Below are 22,146 nucleotides of genomic sequence, written 5' to 3'. Positions count from 1 at the left end.
GGGCCGGGCCGCAGAGGCCAGGATCGCTGCGTGAGTGGCAACCTTTCCGCCGTCGTCGGCGTCGTCTCGCTGGTCACCGCGCTGACCGCGGCCCTGTTGGCCGTGCTACGGCTACGCGCTCGCCGGGGCATCGCCACCGCCACCCAGCGGGCCACCTACGACGTTCTGCACACGGCCGGGTTGGCGGCCGAACCACTGCGGGCGGGACTGAGCCCGGCGGGCGCGGCGAAAGCCGTACGCCACCTGCGTGCTCTGGTGGGCGCGGCCGGGCTGGCGCTCACCGACGCCGACCGGGTGCTCGCCCTCGACGGGCGCGGCGCGCACCACGGCGAGCAACTGCTCGCGGCGGCCCGGCGGGTGGTGGACACCGGGCGCTCGACGGTGCTCAACGAGCAGGAGCTGCAGTGCGACCGGGTCGACTGTCCGGCCCGAGGGGCGGTCATCGCGCCGCTGCACGGCGCGGACCGCCGGGTGGTCGGCGCGCTGGTGGCCATCGCCGACAGCCCGCCGGCACCCGGGCTGGTGCAGGCCACCCTGGAGACCGCGCACTGGGCGGGCAACCAACTCGCCCTGGCCGAGCTGGACTCGTCGCGGGAGCGGTTGGCACGGGCCGAGGTCCGGGCGCTGCGAGCGCAGATCAGCCCGCACTTCATCTACAACGCGCTGACCGCCATCGGGTCGTTCGTCCGCACCGACCCGGAGCGGGCCCGGGAGCTGATCCTGGAGTTCGCGGAGTTCACCCGGTACTCGTTCCGGGCGCACGGGGAGTTCACCACGCTGGCCGAGGAGCTGCGGTCGATCGACCGCTACCTGACCATCGAGCGTGCCCGGTTCGGCGACCGGTTGCAGGTACGGCTGCAGATCGCCCCGGAGGTGCTGCCGGTGACGCTTCCGTTCCTGTGCCTGCAACCGCTGGTGGAGAACGCGGTCCGGCACGGGTTGTCCCGCAAGCCGGGCACGGGCATGGTGAGCATCGAGGCCCGGGACGCGGGCGCCGAATGCCACATCACCGTGGAGGACGACGGGGTGGGAATGGATCCGACCACGCTGACCGCCGGCATCGCCGAGCTGGCGCGCGGCACCGGCGACCCGGGCGACGACCCGGGCCAGCACGTCGGCCTCTCCAACGTCGACGAGCGACTGCGGTCGGTCTTCGGCGACAGGTTCGGTCTGGTCGTCGAGACCGGGCTGGGCTCGGGCACCCGGGTGAGCATGCGGGTGCCGAAGTTCCATCCCGGCGTACGGGCCGGATCGTGAACGAGCGCAGCGAGCGAACCGGGGCAGCAGAGTGAACGCGTCCGGCTTCCTCCGAGTGCTGGCGGTCGATGACGAGCCTCCGGCGCTCGACGAGCTGGCGTACCACCTGCGGGCCGACCCCCGCGTGTCCCGGTTGCACACGGCCGGAGACGCCACCGAGGCGCTGCGGCTGCTGCGCGACGGTGACGTGGACGTGGTCTTCCTGGACATCCGGATGCCGGGGTTGGACGGCATGGAGCTGGCCCGGGTGCTGCGCCGGTTCGCCCGGCCACCGGCGATCGTCTTCGTCACCGCCTACGACGACGGCGCGGTGGACGCCTTCGACCTGGGAGCCACCGACTACGTGCGCAAGCCGGTGCGTGCCGAACGGCTGGCCGAGTCGCTGCGTCGGGTGATCGGCTCGCGGGTCGTTCCGTCGCACCCGGCGGCACTCGCCCGGGCCGAGGAGGACCCGACCATCCCGATCGAGTTGGCCGGCACCACCCGGATGCTGCCCCGCTCGGCGGTGCGCTGGGTGGAGGCGCAGGGAGACTACGCCCGGTTGCACACCGCGGAGGGGTCACACCTGGTTCGGGTCTCGCTGGCCACGCTGGCGGAGCGGTGGGCCGACGCCGGCTTCGTCCGTGTGCACCGGTCGTACCTGGTGCAGTTGAAGTTGATCGCGGAGCTGCGACTGGTCAACTCCGGGTACGTGGTGGTGATCGACGCAACCGAGCTACCGGTGAGCCGGCGGCACACCCGCGAGCTGAAGGACAAGTTGGTCAGGGCCGCGAAGCAGGACTGGAGTCGCTGAACCGGGAACAGGACGGCACCTCCCGTACGTTGTACGCTAATCCGTACGACTTCCAGGAGGCCGCCGTGACCGAGACTCCGTTCGACGCCGAAACCGAGTTCGACCGCCAGCTCGACCGACTGGTCCAGCTCGGCTATCCCGCCCTCGCCGACCTGCCCGAGCCCGCCTTCCGCGACCTGGTCGCGCCGCTGCGAACCAGGGCTGCCGACGGCGCCGCCGACCTGCCCGCGCCCACCGACGCCCGGGTGCCGTTCCTGCTCGTCATCACCCGGGCCCTGATCCCGGTGCAGGCACGACTGGAACTCACCACCCTGGTCGGCAAGCGCAAGCCCGGCTTCCTCGACCGGCACTACGCCGAGGACGACCTGCCCCGCTTCGACCCGATCAAGGAGCTGGAAGTGCCGGACGGGTCCGCGTACCTGCTCTTCGACGTCGACCGGGGCGAGGAGTACCGCAATCTGGCCCCCTCCACGGCGATGGAAGGGATCACCGCCCAGGGCCGACTGCCGCTCACCATCGACGAGGGGCTCGCCTTCGTCACGCTGCACCCGGCCGCGCTGGCCACCAACAGGTGCTTCTCCCTGGTCGGCTCCCGATGCGGAGACAAGCGGGTCCCGGCTCTCTGGATCAGCCAGGGCGCACCGAAGCTGGGCTGGTGCTGGTACGGCAACCCGCACACCTGGCTCGGCTCCGCCTCGGCCCGCCCGGAGCGCATCGGACTGGAGTGACCACCGGCGCGGGCACCGCCGCCGCTGAGGTACTCGTGCAGCTCTACAAGAGCGACAGCTACGACTACGCCGGCTCCACCAGCACCGACGCCGACGGCACCTATACCGTCGCGGGGCTGGCCGCCGGCTCGTACGTGGTGGGCTACTTCCCCTGGGACAAGCCCGAGCAGTACCACCACCAGCAGGTCGCCATCTGGGACGCCGACCCGGTGACCGTCACCGCGGGTGGCACCACCCGGATCGACGAGCAGCTCTTCCGTACGGGCACCATCACCGGCCGCCTCGTCACCACCACCGGGGCCCCGGTGGTGGACATGGCAGTCACGGCCCGAGAGGCCGACACCAACGCCTGGGCGGGCGGCCGCACGGACGACCAGGGCAGGTTCACGATCGCCGCCCGGCCGGGCCGCTACCGAGTGACCCTCCAACCGATCGAGGGCTCCTACCAGGAGCAGTACGTGCCCGGCCAGCTCGACGAGGTGAGTGCCGACGTCTTCGAGGTGAAGGCGGACGAGGCGACCGTGGTCAACGAGACGGTGCTGCCGGCGGGCTCGCTCACCGGCCGGTTCACCAGCGCGGCCGGCGCCCCGCTCGCCGACGCCAGCGTCGACGTCAACACGTCGAACATGTACGGCGGAGCATCGACGCAGACCGACGACAACGGTGAGTTCACCGTCCAGGTGCTCCAAGGCTCCTACAAGGTCCGCCTGGCCACCGGTGACCGGCAGCAGTACTACCGCGGCAAGCTTGCCTACGAGGATGCCGACCTGGTCGACGTCCGCGGCGGGCAGCAGACGACCATCGCGGACAGCCTGCTCGGCACCGGCACGGTCACTCTGGCCGCCATCGACTCGGTCACGGGCGCCCCGGTCGCCAACTTCTGCGCCCAGTCGATCTGCAGCAACGGCACCGGCACGGTGACCGTCACCGACCTGCCGCAGGGCACCCACACCCTCTACCTGGACGCACCGGACAAGCTCCACTTCTTCCGCGAGGTGACCGGGGTGCGGGTGAAGGCGAACCGCGACACCAAGCTGACCGTGAAGCTGCGGCCCGGCGCGGTCATCAGCACCACCATCGTCGACCGGCAGAGCGGCGCGCCCGTGCCGAACATCTGCCTGGACACGTTCCTTGCGAAGCAGGCGTCACTCGCCGACGGCTATGGCGACTGCAGCGACGGCCAGGGCCGGATCCAGGTGGGACCGCTCGCCGCCGGCACCTACAAGCTCTTCGCCGTGCCGCGAGACGACACCTACGGCCGCCAGTGGGTGGGTGCCAGCGGCGGTTCCGGCGACGAGCGGAAGGCAGTCGCCGTCGCCGCGACCGCCGGCCAGGTTGTCACCGGGCCGCGGGTCAATCTGGACCGGGCCGGCACGGTCACGGGCACGGTCACCGACGTGACCGGCAAGCCGGTGCCGAGCGCCGGTGTCTCGGTGCTGACCGGCCACCCCGGGGTCGGGGCCGAGGACGCCACCACCGACGAGCACGGCGTCTACACCATCAAGCGGCTTGGCCCGTACGCCTGGCCGTTGGTGTTCGGCGGCAACCCGTACGCCAGTGAGTGGTCCGGCGACAAGCCCAGCCGGTTCACCGCCACCCCGGTGACGGTGACCGCCGGTGCGACCGCTACCCACAACGCCCAGCTCGACCAGGGCGTCGAGCTGACCGGCACCTTCCGTACGCCCGACCGCACCCCCTTCACGAGCGGGTTCGTCATCGCCCGTAGCGCAGACACCGGCGACATCGCGGGCAGCGGCTGGCTCACCGACGGTGAGTTCAGTCTCCGACTCAAGGGGCCGCAGCGGATCTTCTTCACCTACAACACGTCGCTCGGCGAGAAGCAGTTCGACGGTCGCTACCTGGTGACGCAGCCGGACGGCACCCGCAAGCTGGGGCTGTTCACCGTCCCGGCCAGCGGCAGCATGTCCGTGGACCTGGTCGTACCGATCAGCTGACGGTCAGACGAAGCGGGGCCGGTGGCACTGCGCCACCGGCCCCGCTTCGGCGTGAAGGTCGACGACGACCTGGGCGACGGTCAGAAGATGTCGGCCAGCGACAGGGCCAGGGGGGAACGGCTGCTCGCTGCGGCAGACCTCGCCGACCGGGAGAACGGCCTGCTCGTGGCAACCGCCCCGGAGTTATCCACAGGCATGAGCGGTTCTCCACAGGTTGTTCACAACGCAACCCACCGATCTCCACGGGGGCTCCCTACAGTCGGGACCCATGAAGGAACGTCGGATACTGGTTGTCGAGGACGAACGCACCATCGCCGAGTCCATCGCCGTCCGACTGCGGGCCGAGGGCTTCACGGTGCAGGTCGCGGCGGACGGGCCCAGCGCCGTCGCGCAGTTCCGCACCGGCCAGCCGGATCTCGTCGTCCTCGACGTGATGCTGCCCGGCTTCGACGGCCTGGAGGTGTGCCGTCGGATCCAGGCCGACCGGCCGGTGCCGGTGCTGATGCTCACCGCCCGGGACGACGAGACCGACCTGCTGGTGGGGCTCGCGGTCGGCGCGGACGACTACCTCACCAAGCCCTTCTCGATGCGGGAACTGGCCGCCCGGGTGCACGTCCTGCTGCGGCGGGTGGAGCGGGCGGCCGCCCCGACGCCGCCCGCGATCCGCCTCGGTGACATCGAGATCAACGAGGCCGAGCGGCGGGTCCGCCGGGCCGGCGCGGACGTGCACCTCACGCCGACCGAGTTCGACCTGCTGGTCCACCTCGCCGGGCGGCCCCGCACGGTGCTCCCCCGGGAACGGCTGCTCGCCGACGTGTGGGGATGGGTCGACGGGAGCGGCACCCGCACGGTGGACAGCCACATCAAGGCGCTGCGGCGCAAGCTCGGTGCCGACCTGATCCGGACCGTCCACGGCGTCGGCTACGCCCTGGAGGTGCCCGCGTGACCGTCCGGCTGTTGGACTGGCTGAATCGCGTGTTACCCCGTCCACTGGACCCGGTCCGCTCGATCAAGATGAAGCTCGGCGTTCTGCTTGTCGCCTCCTGGGCCGTGGCCATCGGCTACTTCTGGTACGGCATCGGTTGGCTCCCACCTGGCACGTCGATCACGGTCATCTGCATCGCGCTGGTCACCTCACAGGTGCTCGCCCACGGGATGACCTCGCCGCTGCGCGAGATGACGGCCGCCGCCGGCGCGATGGCTCGTGGCGACTACACCCGCCGGGTACGCGCCACGTCCCGCGACGAGGTCGGCGAGCTGGCTCAGGCGTTCAACAGGATGGCCGAGGATCTGCACGCCGCGGACCAGCGTCGACGTGAGTTGATCGCCAACGTCTCACACGAGCTGCGGACGCCGATCACCGCGTTGCAGGGCGTGCTGGAGAACATGGTGGACGGGGTGGCCGACCCCGAGCCGGCGGCGCTGCGCTCGGCACTGGCCCAGACCGAGCGGCTCGGGCATCTCGTCGCCGACCTGCTCGACCTGTCCCGCCTCGACGCCGGGGTGGTGCCGCTGCGCCGGGTACGCATCGACGTGGGGGATTTCCTCGACGAGGCGGTGGAGCACGCCACCGCCAGCGCGTCCGGCGCGGCGCTGGATGTGCGCTTCCAGCTCCGTGAACTGCCGGTGCCGCTGACCGTCCACGCGGACCCGTGGCGGCTGCACCAGGTCTTCGCGAACCTGCTCGACAACGCGGCACGGCACAGCCCGGCCGGCGGCACCGTGCGGGTGAGCGCCGAGGAACACGCCGACCAACTCTGCTTCGAGGTCAGCGACGAGGGCCAGGGCATCTCTCCGGGCGAGCGGTCCCGGGTCTTCGAACGGTTCACCCGCGGTGATCGATCCGCCGGCGGCGGGACCGGGCTCGGCCTGGCTATCGCCCGCTGGGTCGTCGAACTGCACGGCGGTCGGATCGCCGTCCTCGAACCCGTCAGGCCACCGCACCGGGTTGATCTGCCCGGCTGCCGCATCCAGGTCACCATCCCGAGCGACGGGCCACACCGGAAAGAGGTCGCATGACCAGCCCTGGCATCACCCCGGTTCCGGCCACCGGGCCGACCGGACCGCAGGTCCTCCCGACCGTCAGACCGGGCCCGGCCGCCGGTCAGCCCGAATCGTGGCCGGCCGCACCGGCCCTGCCCGGGCCACCGTCCCTGATCGAGCGGCGCTGGCCGGGGCCGTCCGGCTCCGCCCGTCCGCTGGTCCTGGCGGCGCTGACGGCGGCGGCGGTCGTCGGCGCCGTTACGCTCACGATGGTTCGTCCCGGCCTCGGCTGGCTGGTGGCCGCGCTGGCCGCCACCGCCGCCCTGGTCACCGCCGCCGTCCAGACCGCGGCGGCCACCGCCACCACGCCGCAACCGACCACTGTCGCGTTGGCACCGCCAGCCGCGGTGGCCACCGCCAGTCCCGGTGCCACGGGGGCACCGGGGCGGGCGGCACAGGTCGCCTGGGCCGCCGCGACGATCGCGTTGGTCGCCGTCGGCACGGTCCGCGCAGCCGGCTGGCTCTTCACGCTCTGCCTGGTCGCGGCGGCGGTGACCGGGACACTCGCGGTGACCGGCGGGCGGAGCCCGCTCGGGATGCTGGTGGCCGCGACGCTGCAGCCGGCCGCGACGGTCCGGGCGCTCCCCTGGGCGGTACGCGGACTGCGCGACACCCGTCCGACCGGTGCGGGAATCGGTGTCGGGCGCATCCTGAGCAGCTTGGCGATCTCCGCTGGCCTGTTGACGCTGTTCGGTCTGCTCTTCGCCTCCGCCGACGCGGTCTTCGCCGATCTGGTCACGGGTCTCCTGCCCGACATCTCACCGGGTGGTGTCGTTGGCTGGCTGGTGCGTCTGGTGCTGATCGGAGCTGGTCTGGTCGGTGCCGCGTACCTGGTCAGCCGCCCACCCGACCTGGAGGGCCTGCGGCCGGGGCCGTCCCGGCCGGCCCACCGGCTGGAGTGGACCCTCCCGCTGGTGCTGCTCGACACCCTGTTCGCCGCGTTCGTGCTGGTCCAGCTCACGGTGTTCTTCGGCGGCGCGGGGCACGTACTGCGTACGGCCGGGCTCACCTACGCCCAGTACGCCCGTGGCGGGTTCTGGCAGTTGCTCGCCGTCACCGCGCTCACCCTGCTGGTGATCGCGGTCGCCGCCCGCCGGGCACCGAAGGCCACCCGAGCCGACCGGCTGCTGGTTCGTACGCTGCTCGGCACGCTCGCCGCGCTCAGCCTGGTGGTCGTCGCCTCCGCGCTCTACCGGATGCAGGTCTACGCCGACGCGTACGGCGCCACCCGCCTCCGGCTCTTCGTGACGACCGTCGAACTCTGGCTCGGACTGCTCTTCGTCCTGGTCGGGGTGGCGGTGGTGCGGCTGCGGGCCGCCTGGTTGCCCCGGCTGGTGGTCGGCACGGCGGTGCTGGCGCTGCTCGGGTTGGCCCTGGTCAATCCGGATCGGTTGATCGCCGACCGAAACGTCGACCGGTACCTGAGGACCGGCCGGTTGGACGTCAGTTACGTGTCCGGGCTGTCGGCGGACGCCGTGCCGGCCCTGGCCCGGTTGCCCGAGCCGATGCGCGCCTGTGCGCTGGGGCAGATTGCCGCCGAGCTGCCCCGGGATGGCCTCTGGGGGGCGAACCTCGGCCGGCAAAGGGCGCGACGGGACCTGGCGACCATGCCGACAACCGCCGAGCTGACGGACTGCCCCGGTACGCGACTCTGGTGAGAGTCGCCGCTTGACAATCCGGTACGGCGGGCGAGACTGCCGGGGTGGCCATGCGAATCCCTGACGTGGGGACGGACGGCGCGGCACCGCCACCTCGGCGAACCCGGATCGTGCTGGCCGACATCACCCGGCCGGACAGCCGCGCCGAGCGGACCCGCGCCGACCTGGCCCAGCAGACCCAGGTCGGTGAGGCGTTGGTCCGCGGCCTGGTCCGGGCGCAGCTCGCGCTGGCGTTGCGGCTGTCGCTGGTGGTGGCGATCGGGCTCGGCGGGCTGCCCTGGCTGTTCGCCATCGCACCGTCGTTGGGCCGGACCACCGTCGCGGGCGTCAACCTGCCCTGGCTGTTGCTCGGTGTGGCCTCCTTTCCGTTCCTGATCGGGGTGGGCTGGGCGTACGTGCGGCTGGCCGAACGCAACGAACAGGACTTCACCGACCTGGTGCAGCGGTCGGAGCGCTGAGGTGGCCAACGACTACGTGGTCCCGGCCATCGCGGTGGTCACCCTGGTCACCCTGGGGATCGGCTTCTACGGGCTGCGCCTGGCCCGGACGACCTCTGACTTCCTGGTGGCCTCCCGGGCGATCAGCCCGACCTGGAACGCCGCCGCCATCGGCGGGGAGTACCTGTCGGCGGCGAGCTTCCTGGGCATCGCCGGCCTGGTCCTGAAGTACGGCGTGGACGTGCTCTGGTATCCGGTCGGGTTCGCCGCGGGCTACCTGGCGCTGCTGCTCTTCGTGGCCGCGCCGCTGCGCCGCTCGGGCGCGTTCACCCTGCCCGACTTCTGCGAGCTGCGGCTGGGCTCCCGCCGCCTGCGCATCCTGGCCACCACCTTCGTGATCTTCATCGGGTGGCTCTACCTGGTGCCGCAGCTACAGGGCGCCGGGCTCACCCTGGCCACGGTGGCCGGCGCCCCGTACCCGATCGGTGCTCTACTGGTCGCCGCCGTGGTCACCGCGAACGTGGCGCTCGGCGGGATGCGGGCGATCACCTTCGTCCAGGCGTTCCAGTACTGGCTCAAGCTGACGGCGCTCGCCGTACCGGCGATCTTCCTGGCGTTGCAGTGGCAGGCCGATGCCCGGCCGGCGGTGACCCCGCCCGACGGGCCGACGTTCCGGGCCGCGACCACCGTCGTGGTCGAGCACCGCGCGACCCTCACCCTGCCCGACGGCGACATCCAGGAGGTACGCCCCGGCGACGAGCTGACCTTCGCGGCCGGCGACCCGGTGCCGGAGGTGTCCGGGGTGGCCACCGACGCCGGCGACTGGCTGCTGCCCAGCGCCGCCGGCGACGACGATCGGGGCCTGTTCGCCACGTACTCGCTGATCCTGGCCACCTTTCTGGGCACCATGGGCCTGCCGCACGTGCTAGTCCGCTTCTACACCAATCCCGACGGCGCGGCGGCCCGCCGGACCACGCTGGTCGTGCTGGCCCTGGTCGGTGCGTTCTATCTGCTGCCCACCCTGTACGGGGTGCTCGGTCGGATCTACACCCCGCAGTTGCTGGTCAGCGGGCAGACCGACGCGGTGGTGGTGCTGCTGCCCGGCGCGGCCCTCGGCGACGGGCTGGCCGGACGCCTGCTGGCCGCGCTGGTCGCGGCGGGGGCGTTCGCGGCGTTCCTGTCCACCTCGTCCGGGCTGCTGACCAGCGTCGCCGGGGTGATCTCCACGGACGTGCTCGGCCGGGGCTCGGTCCGCGGCTTCCGGTTGGCCACGGTGATCGCCGGCAGCGTGCCGGCGGTGCTGGCGCTGCACGTCTCGGGGCTGGACGTGTCACAGGTGGTCGGGCTGGCCTTCGCGGTCGCCGCGTCGAGTTTCTGCCCGCTGCTGGTGCTCGGCATCTGGTGGCGTGGGCTGACCGACCTGGGGGCCGCCGCCGGGGTGCTGGTCGGTGGTGGCGCGGCGATCGGCGCCGTGGTGGTCACCGTGCTCGGCCCGCCGCTGTCCGGCTGGCCGGCCACGCTCATCGCGCAGCCGGCCGCCTGGACGGTGCCACTGGCCTTCACCGTGATGGTGGCGGTGTCGATGGCCACCCGTCGGCGGGCCCCCGCCGACGTCGCCGCCACCATGCTCCGCCTGCACACTCCCGAGGCACTGCGGCTGTAGGGATCAGCACCTCGCACCAGTCGCTCTGGGGGCCCTACGCCACGGGGAGGAGGTCGGGTCCACCCGTCGCCGGAGCGCGGAACTGGCGGTCGACGGATAGCGTCGGCTCATGACTGATGCCCAACCCGCGCTCGCACTGCGTGGCCTGGCAAAGCGGTTCGACGGCACGATCGCGGTGGCCGGTGTCGACCTCGACGTTCCGGCCGGCTCCTTCTACGGCCTGCTCGGCCCCAACGGCGCCGGCAAGACCACCACCCTGTCGATGGCGGTCGGGCTGTTGCGTCCGGACGCCGGCTCGGCGTGGGTGCTCGGCCACGACGTCTGGCGGGATCCGGTCGCCGCCAAGCGGCTGCTCGGTGTGATGCCCGACGGGGTGCGGCTCTTCGACCGCCTGACCGGGGCGGAGTTGCTGGCGTACAACGGGCTGTTGCGCGGGATGGACCCGGCGGTGGTCGACCAGCGTGCCGCGGAGCTGCTGGACGTGCTGGCGCTCGGCGACGCCGGACGGACGCTGGTGGTGGACTACTCGGCGGGCATGAAGAAGAAGATCGGCCTGGCGTGCGCGCTGCTGCACGGCCCCCGGGTGCTGGTGCTGGACGAGCCGTTCGAGGCGGTCGACCCGGTCTCCGCCGCGCTGATCCGGGACATTCTCACCCGTTACGCGGCCGGCGGCGGCACGGTGGTGTTCTCCAGTCACGTGATGGAGGTCGTCGAGCGTCTCTGCTCACACGTGGCGATCCTCGCCGGAGGCACCATCAAGCGGGTCGGCACGATCGGTGACGTGCGCGGCGAGCGGTCGCTGGAGCAGGTCTTCGTCGAGGTGGTCGGCGGGCGCACCGCCACCGGTGAGGAGTTGTCGTGGCTCTCCCAGTGAGCGCCCCGGCTGTGCCCGCCGGGCCGGCCCGCACCGTCTCCGCCCGGGGATTCCTGCGGCTCAAGCTGCGGGTGATGGGCAACAACTTCCGGGGGCAGCGCTGGCGGATCGCGCTGTTCGTGGGCGGTGCCCTGTTCGGGCTCTGGTTCGCCGTCGGCGGTTTCTTCCTCTTCGCGGCCCCCGGCGTGACGGGCAACGGCCGGTACGCGGTGCTGGTCGCGGCGGCCGGCGGCGGGCTGTTGGTGCTCGGCTGGCTGTTGCTGCCGCTGGTCTTCTTCGGCGTGGACGAGACACTGGACCCGGCCCGGTTCGCGCTGCTGCCGCTGCCCCGCCGCACGCTGGTCGCCGGTCTCTTCGCCGCAGCCCTGCTCAGCGTGCCGGTGCTGGCGGTGCTGATCGCGTCGCTCGGGTTGGTGCTCACCGCCTGGGCGCTGGGTGGCTGGTCGGCGGCCCTGGTGGCCCTGGTCGGTGTGATCGGTGGGCTGCTGCTCTGCGTGGCCGCCAGCAGGGCGGTGACCAGTGCCTTCGCCACCATGCTGCGGTCCCGCCGCGTACGTGATTTCGCGGCCGTCCTGCTGGCGGTGGCCGCCGCGCTGCTCGGCCCGTTGCAGGTCTTCGGCCTCGCCGCGCTACGCGAGGCGGACTGGACCCGGCTGACCGGGGTGGCGACCGTGATCGGCTGGACGCCGTTCGGCGCGCCGTGGACCGCCGGCATCGACGTGGCCCAGGGTCGGGCCTGGGCCGCACCGATCAAGCTGCTGATCACGGTGGTGACGCTCGGCGCCCTGCTGGCCTGGTGGTCACGGTCGTTGGAATCGGCGATGGTGGGCGCGGTGAGCGCCGGCCCGGCACCGGTCCGGCGGGGTGGTGCGGGTGGCGCGGTCGCCCAGCTCTTTCCGCGGTTGGCCGGCTGGCTCCGGCGGGACCGGTTCGGGGCGCTGGTCGCCCGGGAGGCCCGCTACTGGTGGCGCGACGCCCGACGTCGGGCCAACCTGATCACGATCGCGGTGGTCGGCATTTTCGTACCGGTGATGGTCAACCTGGGTGGCTCGATCTTCTCGGTCGAGGACGACCAGGGTCTGACGACGGGCGCCAGCGACACGTCGCCGGCTCTGGTCACCCTCTCCATGCTCTTCGTCGGCGTGCTCGCCTCGGTCACCCTGGCCAACCAGTTCGGCTTCGACGGCAGCGCGTACGCCGTGAACGTCGTGGCCGGGGTGCCCGGCCGGGTCGAGCTGCGCGCAAGGATGACGGCCTTCTCGCTGTACGTGCTGCCAATGCTGGCGGTCGTCGCGGTGGTCCTCTCGGTGGTGCTCGGCCGGACGAGCTGGATCGGGCTGACGGCCGGCACCCTGGCCGCCACGTACGGCGTCGGGCTGGCGGTGAACAGCGGCGTCTCGGTGCTCGGGGCGTACGCACTGCCGGAGACGAGCAACCCATTCGCGATGAACGGCGGCGCCGGTGTGGCGAAGGCACTGCTCACCGTGCTGGCGATGGTCAGCACGGTGATCCTCGCGGTGCCGATGGTGGTGGCCGCGGCGTTGCTCGGGAACGCCTGGCTGTGGCTGGCCCTGCCGGTGGGCGCGGCCTACGGGCTGGGTGCGGCGTTGTTGGGCGCGTACCTGTCCGGGGACGTGCTGGACCGGCGGCAGCCGGAGTTGCTGGCCACGGTCACCCCCCGCCGTTAGGTGGGACCTTCACCCCGGCGCGGCCGGTGGGGTCACAATGTTTCACGTGAATCATGAGCCGGGTGCCGAGATCCACCATTCCGATCCGTTCGCGGTGCCGGCCGGGCAGCGGTCACCGGTACGCCGGCTGCGCGGTCGACTCGCCGCGCCGGTGACCCTCTGGACGGCACCCGGCCCGGCCGGGCTGACCGTCTCGTCCACCCTGGTCGCCGAGGGGGAGCCGGACCGGCTGCTCGGGCTCATCGACGCGGAGTCCGATCTGTGGGCGGCGATCGAGGAGTCGGGCCGGTTCGCGGTCGCTCCGCTCGGGCCGCCGCACCGACAGCTCGCCGACCGGTTCGCCGGCCTCTTTCCCGCCCCGGGTGGGCTCTTCGCCTCCGGTGTCTGGACCGACACCCCGTACGGTCCGGTGCCGGCGGACGCTGGCGGCTGGGCCGGCTGCCGGCTGGACACCGCCCGGGAGTACGGCTGGGCGCTGCTGGTGGAGGCCACGATCGAGACCGTCGACCTGACCGGGGACGCCACTCCGCTGCTGCACTACCGCGGTCGCTACCACGAGCTCCCCGGCTGAGCGGCGGCTTCCGGGCTGACCGGGCGGCCTGACGACGGCTCGCGTCGGCCGACCGGTCACCGGGGTGATCTGGGTCACTCGGCGCAGGCAGCCGACCGCTCGGCGCACTCGCCGACCGGCATCGATCTCGGCCTTCCCCGGCGGGGAGCGCGCTCTCTACGGTGCGCGAAACTCCCCCACGCCTGTGAAGGTGGTGATCCACAGATGTCCACGGACACACCCGCGCCGACCGCTTCCCAGCCGGACAAGTATCTGGCCGTACAACGGTCGGACGAGTTCGCCGGGCTGCGGCGCGCGCTGCGCGGCTTCGTCTTCCCGATGACCGTCGCGTTCTTCCTGTGGTATGCGCTCTACGTCATTCTCTCCGCGTACGCCCGGGACTTCATGGGCACGAGGCTGTTCGGCAGCAACATCAACATTGCGCTGGTCTTCGGCCTGCTCCAGTTCGTCTCCACGTTCGTGATCGCCTGGCTCTACTCGCGGTACGCGGATCGGAAGATCGACCCGATCGCCGACCGCATCCGCGCCGAGATCGGGGAGGTGACCCATGAAGACGGTCCTCGCGGCTGACCCGCTTCTCGCGGCCGAGGCGGCCAACCACACCGCCCGCAACCTGACCATCACGCTCTTCCTGGTCTTCGTGGCGGTGACCCTGGCCATCACGATCTGGGCGAGTCGGCAGACCAAGACGGCAACCGACTTCTACGCGGGTGGCCGGTCCTTCTCGGGCTTCCAGAACGGCATGGCGATCGGTGGCGACTACATGTCGGCCGCCTCGTTCCTCGGCATCGCCGGCATCATCGCGCTCTACGGCTACGACGGCTTCCTCTACTCGATCGGCTTCCTGGTCGCCTGGTTGGTGGCCCTGCTGCTGGTCGCGGAGCTGCTGCGCAACTCCGGCCGCTACACGATGGCCGACGTGCTCGCCTTCCGGATGCGGCAGCGTCCGGTGCGTACGGCGGCGGCGGTCTCCACCATCACGGTGTCGATCTTCTATCTGCTGGCCCAGATGGTGGGCGCCGGCGCACTGGTCGCGCTGCTGCTCGGCATCCGGCCCGGGACGACCTTCCTGGGTATGGACGCGGCCACCGCCAAGGTGGCCACCATCATCATGGTCGGCGCCCTGATGATCGTCTACGTCACCGTGGGCGGCATGAAGGGCACCACCTACGTGCAGATCGTCAAGGCGTTCCTGCTGATGGGCGGCGCGCTGCTGATGACGCTGCTGGTGCTGGCCAAGTACAAGTTCAACCTGTCGTCGCTGCTCGGTGACGCCGCCGCATCCTCCGGTAAGGGCAGCGCGTTCCTCGAACCAGGGCTGCGTTACGGCGTCGAAGTGGCCAGCGCGAAACAGACCTTCTACAACAAGGTCGACCTGCTCTCATTGGGCATCGCCCTGGTGCTCGGCACCGCCGGCCTGCCGCACATCCTGATCCGCTTCTACACCGTGCCGACCGCGAAGGCGGCCCGCAAGAGCGTGCTCTGGGCCATCGGCATCATCGGCACCTTCTACCTGCTCACCCTGGCCCTCGGCTTCGGTGCCGCGGCGCTGGTCGGGAGCAAGGCGATCATCGCGCAGGACAAGGCCGGCAACACCGCGGCGCCACAGCTGGCCGAGGCACTCGGTATCGACTTCTTCGGCGGCGACCTGGGTGGCGCGGCTCTGCTGGCGATCATCGCGGCGGTCGCCTTCGCCACCATCCTGGCGGTGGTCGCCGGGCTGACCCTGGCCTCCTCGTCCAGCCTGGCGCACGACTTCTACGCCAACGTCCTCAAGAAGGGCAAGACGTCGGAACGGCAGGAGGTACGCGTCGCCCGGATCTCCGCTCTGGGGATCGGCGCCGTCGCGATCGCCCTGTCGATCTTCGCGCAGAACCTGAACGTGGCGTTCCTGGTGGCCCTGGCCTTCGCGGTCGCCGCGTCGGGCAACCTGCCGGCGATCCTCTACAGCCTCTTCTGGCGGCGGTTCAACACCTCCGGAGCGGTGTGGGCGATCTACGGCGGCCTGCTCTCGGCCGTACTGCTGGTGTTCTTCTCGCCGGTGGTCTCCGGGGCGGCGACCTCGATGTTCCCGGATCACGACTGGCAGTGGTTCCCGCTGTCCAACCCGGGCATCATCTCCATCCCGCTCGGCTTCCTCTGCGGGTGGATCGGCACCCTCATCTCGAAGGAGCACGACGAGGACAAGTACGCCGAGCTGGAGGTGCGCGCCCTCACCGGCGCCGGCGCCCACTAACCGCACCGCCCAACGGAAGGGCCTCCCGGACGACGCCACGCGTCAACAGGAGGCCCTTCCGCCATTTCCGGGATCGGTAGGCTGACCGGCATGAAGGTTGCTGAACGCTTTGGTTCCGGTCACCGCGTCCTCGTCACCGGCGGGGCCGGTTTCGTCCCGTCGCACCTGGTGGACGCCCTGATCGCCCGCGGTTGCACGGTGGTGGCGCTGGACAACTTCGTCACCGGTTCCAAGGAGAACGTCGCCCACCTGCTGGACCGGTCAACCTTCACCCTGGTCGAGGCCGACATCTCCGACGGCCTGCCGACCGACCATCCGGCGCTGGCCGAGCGGTTCGACGCGATCCTGCACATGGCCTCGCCGGCCAGCCCCACCGACTTCGCCCAGCTGCCGGTGGAGATCCTCCGGGTCGGCTCGGTGGGCACCCTGCACCTGCTGGAGCGCGCGGTGGCCGACGGTGCCCGATTCCTGATGGCCTCCACCTCCGAGGCGTACGGAGATCCGTTGGAGCACCCGCAGCGCGAGACGTACTGGGGCAACGTCAACCCGATCGGCGTACGCAGTGTCTACGACGAGGCGAAGCGCTTCTCCGAGGCGGCCACCATGGCCTACCACCGCTACCGGGGGCTCGACGCGGCGATCGTCCGGATCTTCAACACGTACGGCCCGCGGATGCGCCCGGACGACGGTCGGGCCATTCCCACCTTCATCTCCCAGGCGTTGCGCGGCGAGCCGATCACCGTGCACGGCAGCGGCAACCAGACCCGCTCGATCTGTTTCGTCGAGGACCTGGTGCGGGGCATCCTGCTGCTGCTCGACTCGTCCGAGACCGGGCCGATCAACTGCGGCACCGAGCACGAGCTCTCCATGCGGCAACTGGCCGAGTTGATCGTGTCTCTCTCCGTCAGCACGTCTGAGGTGACCTACGTCACCCGTAGCGCCGACGATCCGGAGATGCGCCGCCCCGATCTGACGCTCGCCCGTGAACTGCTCGGATACGAGCCGCGCGTGGCGCCCGAAGATGGCCTGCGACGCACGATCGAGCACTTCCGGGCGCAGCTAGGGTAACCAGCCCACGGCGCGCGACCGGCCGCTGAGTGTCGCCTGAAGGCGGCGGTGGCTCCCGCTACGTACCCTGAGTTACATGTCAGCGACCTCGTCTGCAGGCGTTCCGCGCCCGTACCTGCACCGCAGCGCCGGGCGCGCGTCGGTGCCCGGCCCCGACCGGGGCGCCGCCGGGCGCGCCCGTCCGACCGAGACGCGCTGGTACCCGTCCCACGACGAGGAGCAGCTCCGGCCGGGCACTCCCCAGGGGCCGGGGGGACCAGGTGGACCGGGTGGCGCCGGTGGGCCGGGCCGGCGCGGTCCACGGCCGCGCTGGGGTCGGATCGGCCTGGTGGCCGGCGTCGCCGTGCTGGTGCTGGCGCTGCTCGGCGGCATCGGCGCCTGGGTGTACGCCCGCAACCTCGACGGCGACCTGGCCCGGACCGACCCGTTCGCGCAGATCACCGACGGCCGGCCGGCCAAGACCGTCGATGGCGCCCTGAACATTCTGCTGGTCGGCAGCGACTCCCGGGATCCGGACGCGCCGGTCGACACGAAGAGCCAGTGGCGCGCCGACACGATCATCGTGATGCACATCCCGGCCGACCACCAGGAGGCGTATCTGGTCTCCATCCCGCGCGACCTCTACGTGCCGATCCCGGAGAGCGCCGGCGCGCAGTGCGGCTCCGGTCAGCGCGCGAAGATCAATGCCGCGTTCGCGTTCGGCGGGCTGCCACTGGCGGTCCGCACCGTGGAGTGCTTCACCGACGTCCGCATCGACCACGTGATGGCCATCGACTTCGCCGGCTTCAAGCAGGTCACCGACGCTCTCGGCGGGGTCGACCTGAAGGTGGAGCGGACCATCACCTCGATCCACAAGCCGTACCGGACGTTCACCAAGGGCACCAACCACATGGACGGCGCGGAGGCACTGGACTGGATCCGGCAGCGCAAGCAGTTCCCGGAAGGCGACTTCGCCCGGATGCGTCACCAGCAGGAGTTCCTCCGGGCGCTGCTGGACAAGGCAGCGAGCACCGGAACGCTGGCCAACCCGAAGAAACTCCACGACTTCCTCCAGTCGGTGACGGCCGCCGCCACCGTCGACCAGGGTTTCTCGGTGGCGGACATGGCGCTGCAGTTCCGCAACCTGCGCGGGCAGAACCTCACCTTCGTGACCAGCCCGAACTCGGGCAGCGAGACGATCAACGGTGAGTCGGTGGTGGTTTCCGACCGGGAGAAGGCGCTGGCGATGTACCGGGCCATTTCGGCCGACACCATGGCGGACTGGATCAAGGCGAACCCGCAGAAGAGCACCGACGGCGGCTGACCGGGTCCGGGGGCCGGCCCCGCGTCGCTGCGGCCCGGACGGCCGGCCGGCAGACCGGCGGACGGCCGACCGGATGGCCCATCGAGCGGCGACGATCGACCATGCCGGCGAAGTCGGCGTCCAAATTGACCCGGGATGAACTCGCCAAGTCCAATTGATGTACGTACAGTGGTGCCGCCCCCTCCTGATCACGAGCTGGAGCACGCATGCCGGTTCAGGCCAGTCGTCGCCCTTCGTCCACCGGGTCCGCCGCCCCCAGCGGCCGGACCGGCGCGTCCATACCGATGCAGCCAGGTCCCGGGGGGCGCGGCCCAGGTGGTGGCCCGCCCGGCGGCGGGGGTGGCCGGTCCGGGGGCGGCAGTGGCCGGTCCGGTGACGGCGGGCCGGCGAAGAAGCGGCCCCGGCGCAAGGACCCGCTCTGGGCGCGACTGACCGTGATCGTCGGCGTCGTGCTGATGCTCAGCAGCGGAGTGGCCATCGTCGGCGGCAAGGTGCTGATCGGCCAGGCGACCGGCGACATCGCGCAGCGCGACCTGCTGGGCGGGGCCGGCAAGTCCGACGCCGAGGGCGGGGCGAGCCTGGACGGCCCGATCGACATGCTGCTGCTCGGGGTGGACGCGCGTGAGCGGTGGGCCGCCGACAACGTCCGCTCGGACAGCATCATCATCCTGCACATCCCGGCCTCGCACGACCAGGCCTACCTGATCTCGATTCCCCGGGACACCGAGGCGCAGATCCCGGCGTTTCCGAAGAGCGGCTGGGCCGGCGGCACCGAGAAGATCAACGCCGCTTTCGAGGCCGGCGCGCGTAACGGCGGTGGCTGGGAGGGTGGCGCCCAGCTGATGGCCCAGACGATCAAGCGGCTCACCGGGGTCAGCTTCGACGGCGCCGCGATCATCAACTTCGGCGGCTTCAAGAACGTCATCGACACCCTCGGCACGGTGCGGATCTGCGTGAGCCACGAGGTCGAGTCGCACCACATGTCGTTCGTCGACGGCAAGCCGATGTGGAACGCCGACGCCAAGAAGACCGGCAAGCCGAGGACCAAGGTAGTGCACAAGAAGGGCTGCCAGGAGATGGAGGGCTGGGCCGCCCTGGACTACTCCCGGCAGCGCTACGGCCTCCCCGGCGGCGACTACGACCGGCAGCAGAACCAGCAGCAGCTGATCAAGGCGATGGCCAAGAAGGCCACGGACGGCGGCATGCTGACCAACCCGGCGAAACTCCAGCAGCTGATCAAGGCGGCCGGCAAGGCGTTCGTGCTGGACACCGGCGGCGTGCCGATCGAGAAGTTCATCTTCACCATGCGCGGCGTCACCGCCAACGAGCTGACCATGCTCAAGACCAACAACGGCACGTTCAACGGCAACAGCAACAACCGCGAGGCGTTGAACGAGGAGACGCAGGCCATGTTCCAGGCGGTCAAGCAGGACAAGCTCGCCGAGTTCGTCTTCACCCACCCCGAGGTGATCTCCGGCCGCAAGTAGCGGCGGCGGTCGGTCGGAAGTCGCGGAAAGCCGGCGACCGTCCCCCCACCGCCCGTAGCCTGGCGTGAGCAGGTTTCACGTATCGGCTGCGGGGAGGCGGTCACGGCCAGGTCCGGACGAGACGGAGCGGATCGGGCCGGCGGCGCCCAACCCGCCCGGTCGCGGCGCGCCCGTGGCTCACGGATCCTGCTCGGCGTCGGCCTGGCCCTCGTCCTGCTGGCCGGGCTCGCCGTGGTCGGGCTCAAGACGCTGAGCCACCGGTACGACCGCACGGTGGCCAAGGAGCAACTGCTCGCCCCCGGCGCCCGCACCGACCGGACCGACCTGGACGGGGCGCTCAACTACCTGCTGGTCGGCTCCGACCGGAGGCCCGGCGACAGCGGGCCGGATCAGCGCTCCGACACCATCCTCATCGTGCACGTGCCCGCCGGGCGGCGGGAGGCATACCTGGTGTCCATCCCGCGTGACCTGCTGGTCGCCATTCCGGCCGCGAACGGCTTCGGCGGCGGTCAGGACAAAGTCAATGCCGCGTACGAGCACGGCGGTGGTGGCCAGGCCGGCGTCCAACTGCTCTCCGCCACGCTGAACCGGCTCACCGGGATCCGGTTCGACGGCGCCGCGTTGATCGACTTCTCCGGCTTCCGCAAGGTGATCGACCTGCTCGGCGGAGTGCAGATGTGCGTGGACACCGAGGTCCGCTCGATCCACACCAACCGGGTCTTCCCCGTCGGCTGCCAGCGGATGAACGGCGCTCAGGCGCTCGACTACGTGCGGCAACGCTACGACCTGCCCGGCGGCGACTACGACCGGCAGCACCATCAGCAGCAGCTCCTCCGGGCGATGCTGGACAGCGCCGGCCAGGCGAACCTGCGCAGCGATCCGGTCAAGCTGGACCGGGTGCTCCGGGCGGTGGGCGGCTCGTTGACCGTCGACACCAACGGCGTACCCCTGGAGGATCTGCTGCTCGCGCTCCGCGCGCTGCCGCCCGACGGGATGCGCGGTGTCCAGGTGCCCTCGTCCCCGCAGACCATCAACGAGGTCTCGTACGTGGTGCTGGACAACGGCGGCGACGGGCTGTTCCAGGCCGTACGTGACACCCGCGTACCGACCTGGGCACAGGCGAACCCCCGGTGGGTGACCCGGTTGTGACCGGCCTGACGGCCGGGTCGGTGCCGATCGGGCCGACGAGGATCTAGTGTTGCTTCCTGTGTTCGGACCCCAGGTTCCCACCGTGCCCGTGACCGAGATCGCCGACGACACCTACCTGCTCGACGTGCGGGAGGACGACGAGTGGGCGGCCGGGCACGCTCCCGCCGCTCACCACCTGCCGATGATGGAGCTTCCGGCGCGGCTGGCCGAGGTGCCCACCGACCGGGACGTGGCCGTCATCTGCCGCTCCGGCGGGCGCTCCGCCCAGGTCGTCGCCTATCTGATCAACAACGGCTGGGAGCAGGTGCGCAACGCCGACGGCGGGATGCGCCAGTGGGCCGCCGTCGGCCGCCCGGTGGTGGACGCGAACGGGCAGCCCGGTCAGGTCATCTGAGGCGGCCAGGATGGGCGGCCCTCTGGTCTTCGCGCACCGCGGCGCCTCGTACGACCTTCCGGAGCACACCCTCGCCGCCTACCTCCGTGCCCTCGACGAGGGCGCGGACGGCCTGGAGTGCGACGTCCGGCTGACCCGGGACGGGCACCTGGTCTGCGTGCACGACCGGCGGCTGGACCGCACCAGCAACGGCCGGGGACTGGTCAGCGCACGTACCCTCGCCGAGTTGGACGCCCTGGACTTCGGCTCGTGGCATCCAGGCAGCGCGCCCAGCGGTGACCTGCCGCCGGACGAGTCGCACACGCGGCTGCTGACCCTGGCCCGGCTGTTAGACGCGGTGCTGACCGCCGGCCGTCCGGTCCGCCTGCTGGTCGAGACGAAGCACCCGTCCCGCTACGGCTCGACCGTGGAGCGGCGACTGGTCGCCCTCCTGCGCCGCTATGGGCTGGCCGATCCGGCACCGGACGACCCGGTCCAGGTCACCGTGATGTCGTTCTCCCCGCTGGCCGTGCGACGGGTCCGTGCGCTGGCTCCGACGCTGCCCACGGTGCTGTTGCTGGAGGTGCTGCCGCCCTGGCTGCGGCTGGGCCGACTGCCGTTCGGCGCCCGCGTCGCCGGGCCGGGCATCGGCCTGGTCCGGGCCCGCCCGCACCTGCTGCCCGCGCTGCGCGCCGCCGGCAACCAGGTGTACGTCTGGACGGTCAACGAACCCGCCGACCTGGAGCTGGTGCTGGCCGCCGGGGTGGACGGGATCATCACCGACCGACCGGCACGGACCCTGGCCCGGTTGGAGCGCTGACCGGCCACCGGCCGGGCGGGGGGTGCCGAAACCCGGGCCGCCA

General features: G+C 71.4%; 20 protein-coding genes. All 20 read left to right on the top strand.

Annotated elements, in window-relative coordinates; all coding sequences use genetic code 11:
- Nucleotides 1–30: 30 nt before the first annotated feature.
- The 20 genes from ACLJN9_RS09350 to ACLJN9_RS09255 all read left to right on the top strand — a co-directional run bounded on the left by ACLJN9_RS09350 (nt 31) and on the right by ACLJN9_RS09255 (nt 22,103).
- The gene (locus ACLJN9_RS09350) at nt 31–1,257 is read left to right on the top strand and encodes a sensor histidine kinase (protein ID WP_410810709.1); all 1,227 of its coding nucleotides are present in this window, start codon (nt 31–33) and stop codon (nt 1,255–1,257) included.
- Nucleotides 1,258–1,288: 31 nt separating this feature from the next.
- On the top strand, nt 1,289–2,050 hold the full coding sequence (locus tag ACLJN9_RS09345) for a LytR/AlgR family response regulator transcription factor (RefSeq protein WP_410810708.1): 762 nt from the start codon (nt 1,289–1,291) through the stop codon (nt 2,048–2,050).
- Between the two features lie 65 nt (nt 2,051–2,115).
- Nucleotides 2,116–2,778 (top strand): DUF5701 family protein, encoded by a 663-nt coding sequence (locus ACLJN9_RS09340; protein ID WP_410810707.1) that lies wholly within the window; start codon nt 2,116–2,118, stop codon nt 2,776–2,778.
- A complete protein-coding gene (locus ACLJN9_RS09335) occupies nt 2,775–4,733 on the top strand; it encodes a carboxypeptidase regulatory-like domain-containing protein (RefSeq protein ID WP_410810706.1) in 1,959 nt (652 codons plus the stop codon). The genes ACLJN9_RS09340 and ACLJN9_RS09335 overlap by 4 nt, the downstream gene beginning before the upstream one ends.
- Nucleotides 4,734–5,001: 268 nt before the next feature.
- A complete protein-coding gene (locus tag ACLJN9_RS09330; protein WP_410810705.1) occupies nt 5,002–5,679 on the top strand; it encodes a response regulator transcription factor in 678 nt (225 codons plus the stop codon).
- Nucleotides 5,676–6,752: a sensor histidine kinase gene (locus ACLJN9_RS09325; protein WP_410810704.1), complete on the top strand. Its 1,077-nt coding sequence runs from the start codon at nt 5,676–5,678 to the stop codon at nt 6,750–6,752. The genes ACLJN9_RS09330 and ACLJN9_RS09325 overlap by 4 nt, the downstream gene beginning before the upstream one ends.
- Nucleotides 6,749–8,434 (top strand): DUF4153 domain-containing protein, encoded by a 1,686-nt coding sequence (locus ACLJN9_RS09320; RefSeq protein ID WP_410810703.1) that lies wholly within the window; start codon nt 6,749–6,751, stop codon nt 8,432–8,434. The genes ACLJN9_RS09325 and ACLJN9_RS09320 overlap by 4 nt, the downstream gene beginning before the upstream one ends.
- Nucleotides 8,435–8,484: 50 nt before the next feature.
- Nucleotides 8,485–8,892 carry a hypothetical protein gene (locus ACLJN9_RS09315; RefSeq protein ID WP_410810702.1) on the top strand — a complete coding sequence of 136 codons (408 nt, stop codon included), beginning with the start codon at nt 8,485–8,487 and terminating at the stop codon, nt 8,890–8,892.
- Nucleotide 8,893: 1 nt separating this feature from the next.
- Nucleotides 8,894–10,534, top strand: coding sequence for a cation acetate symporter (locus ACLJN9_RS09310; RefSeq protein WP_410810701.1), 1,641 nt, complete (start codon nt 8,894–8,896; stop codon nt 10,532–10,534).
- A 109-nt stretch (nt 10,535–10,643) separates the two neighbouring features.
- Nucleotides 10,644–11,408, top strand: coding sequence for an ABC transporter ATP-binding protein (locus tag ACLJN9_RS09305; RefSeq protein ID WP_410810700.1), 765 nt, complete (start codon nt 10,644–10,646; stop codon nt 11,406–11,408).
- On the top strand, nt 11,405–13,096 hold the full coding sequence (locus ACLJN9_RS09300) for an ABC transporter permease (RefSeq protein WP_410810815.1): 1,692 nt from the start codon (nt 11,405–11,407) through the stop codon (nt 13,094–13,096). Before ACLJN9_RS09305 ends, ACLJN9_RS09300 begins: the two co-directional genes overlap by 4 nt.
- A gap of 37 nt (nt 13,097–13,133) precedes the next feature.
- Nucleotides 13,134–13,667: a flavin reductase family protein gene (locus tag ACLJN9_RS09295; protein ID WP_410810699.1), complete on the top strand. Its 534-nt coding sequence runs from the start codon at nt 13,134–13,136 to the stop codon at nt 13,665–13,667.
- Between the two features lie 204 nt (nt 13,668–13,871).
- Entirely contained in the window at nt 13,872–14,237 is a 366-nt protein-coding gene (locus ACLJN9_RS09290) for a DUF485 domain-containing protein (RefSeq protein WP_410810698.1), read from the top strand.
- Nucleotides 14,215–15,903: a cation acetate symporter gene (locus tag ACLJN9_RS09285; RefSeq protein WP_410810697.1), complete on the top strand. Its 1,689-nt coding sequence runs from the start codon at nt 14,215–14,217 to the stop codon at nt 15,901–15,903. The genes ACLJN9_RS09290 and ACLJN9_RS09285 overlap by 23 nt, the downstream gene beginning before the upstream one ends.
- Before the next feature lie 90 nt (nt 15,904–15,993).
- Nucleotides 15,994–16,971: an NAD-dependent epimerase/dehydratase family protein gene (locus ACLJN9_RS09280; RefSeq protein ID WP_410810696.1), complete on the top strand. Its 978-nt coding sequence runs from the start codon at nt 15,994–15,996 to the stop codon at nt 16,969–16,971.
- Between the two features lie 76 nt (nt 16,972–17,047).
- Nucleotides 17,048–18,274: an LCP family protein gene (locus ACLJN9_RS09275; protein WP_410810695.1), complete on the top strand. Its 1,227-nt coding sequence runs from the start codon at nt 17,048–17,050 to the stop codon at nt 18,272–18,274.
- Nucleotides 18,275–18,558: 284 nt separating this feature from the next.
- Nucleotides 18,559–19,761 carry an LCP family protein gene (locus ACLJN9_RS09270; protein ID WP_410810694.1) on the top strand — a complete coding sequence of 401 codons (1,203 nt, stop codon included), beginning with the start codon at nt 18,559–18,561 and terminating at the stop codon, nt 19,759–19,761.
- Between the two features lie 186 nt (nt 19,762–19,947).
- Complete coding sequence (locus ACLJN9_RS09265) at nt 19,948–20,910, top strand: LCP family protein (protein ID WP_410810814.1); 963 nt, start codon at nt 19,948–19,950, stop codon at nt 20,908–20,910.
- A 58-nt stretch (nt 20,911–20,968) separates the two neighbouring features.
- Nucleotides 20,969–21,304: a rhodanese-like domain-containing protein gene (locus ACLJN9_RS09260; RefSeq protein WP_410810693.1), complete on the top strand. Its 336-nt coding sequence runs from the start codon at nt 20,969–20,971 to the stop codon at nt 21,302–21,304.
- 10 nt (nt 21,305–21,314) lie between these two features.
- Nucleotides 21,315–22,103: a glycerophosphodiester phosphodiesterase gene (locus ACLJN9_RS09255; protein ID WP_410810692.1), complete on the top strand. Its 789-nt coding sequence runs from the start codon at nt 21,315–21,317 to the stop codon at nt 22,101–22,103.
- The last annotated feature ends 43 nt before the right edge of the window (nt 22,104–22,146 follow it).

Source organism: Micromonospora sp. 067-2 (assembly GCF_046549295.1).
Taxonomy (GTDB): Bacteria; Actinomycetota; Actinomycetes; order Mycobacteriales; family Micromonosporaceae; genus Micromonospora.
This window is presented reverse-complemented; position numbering and strand designations above follow the sequence as displayed.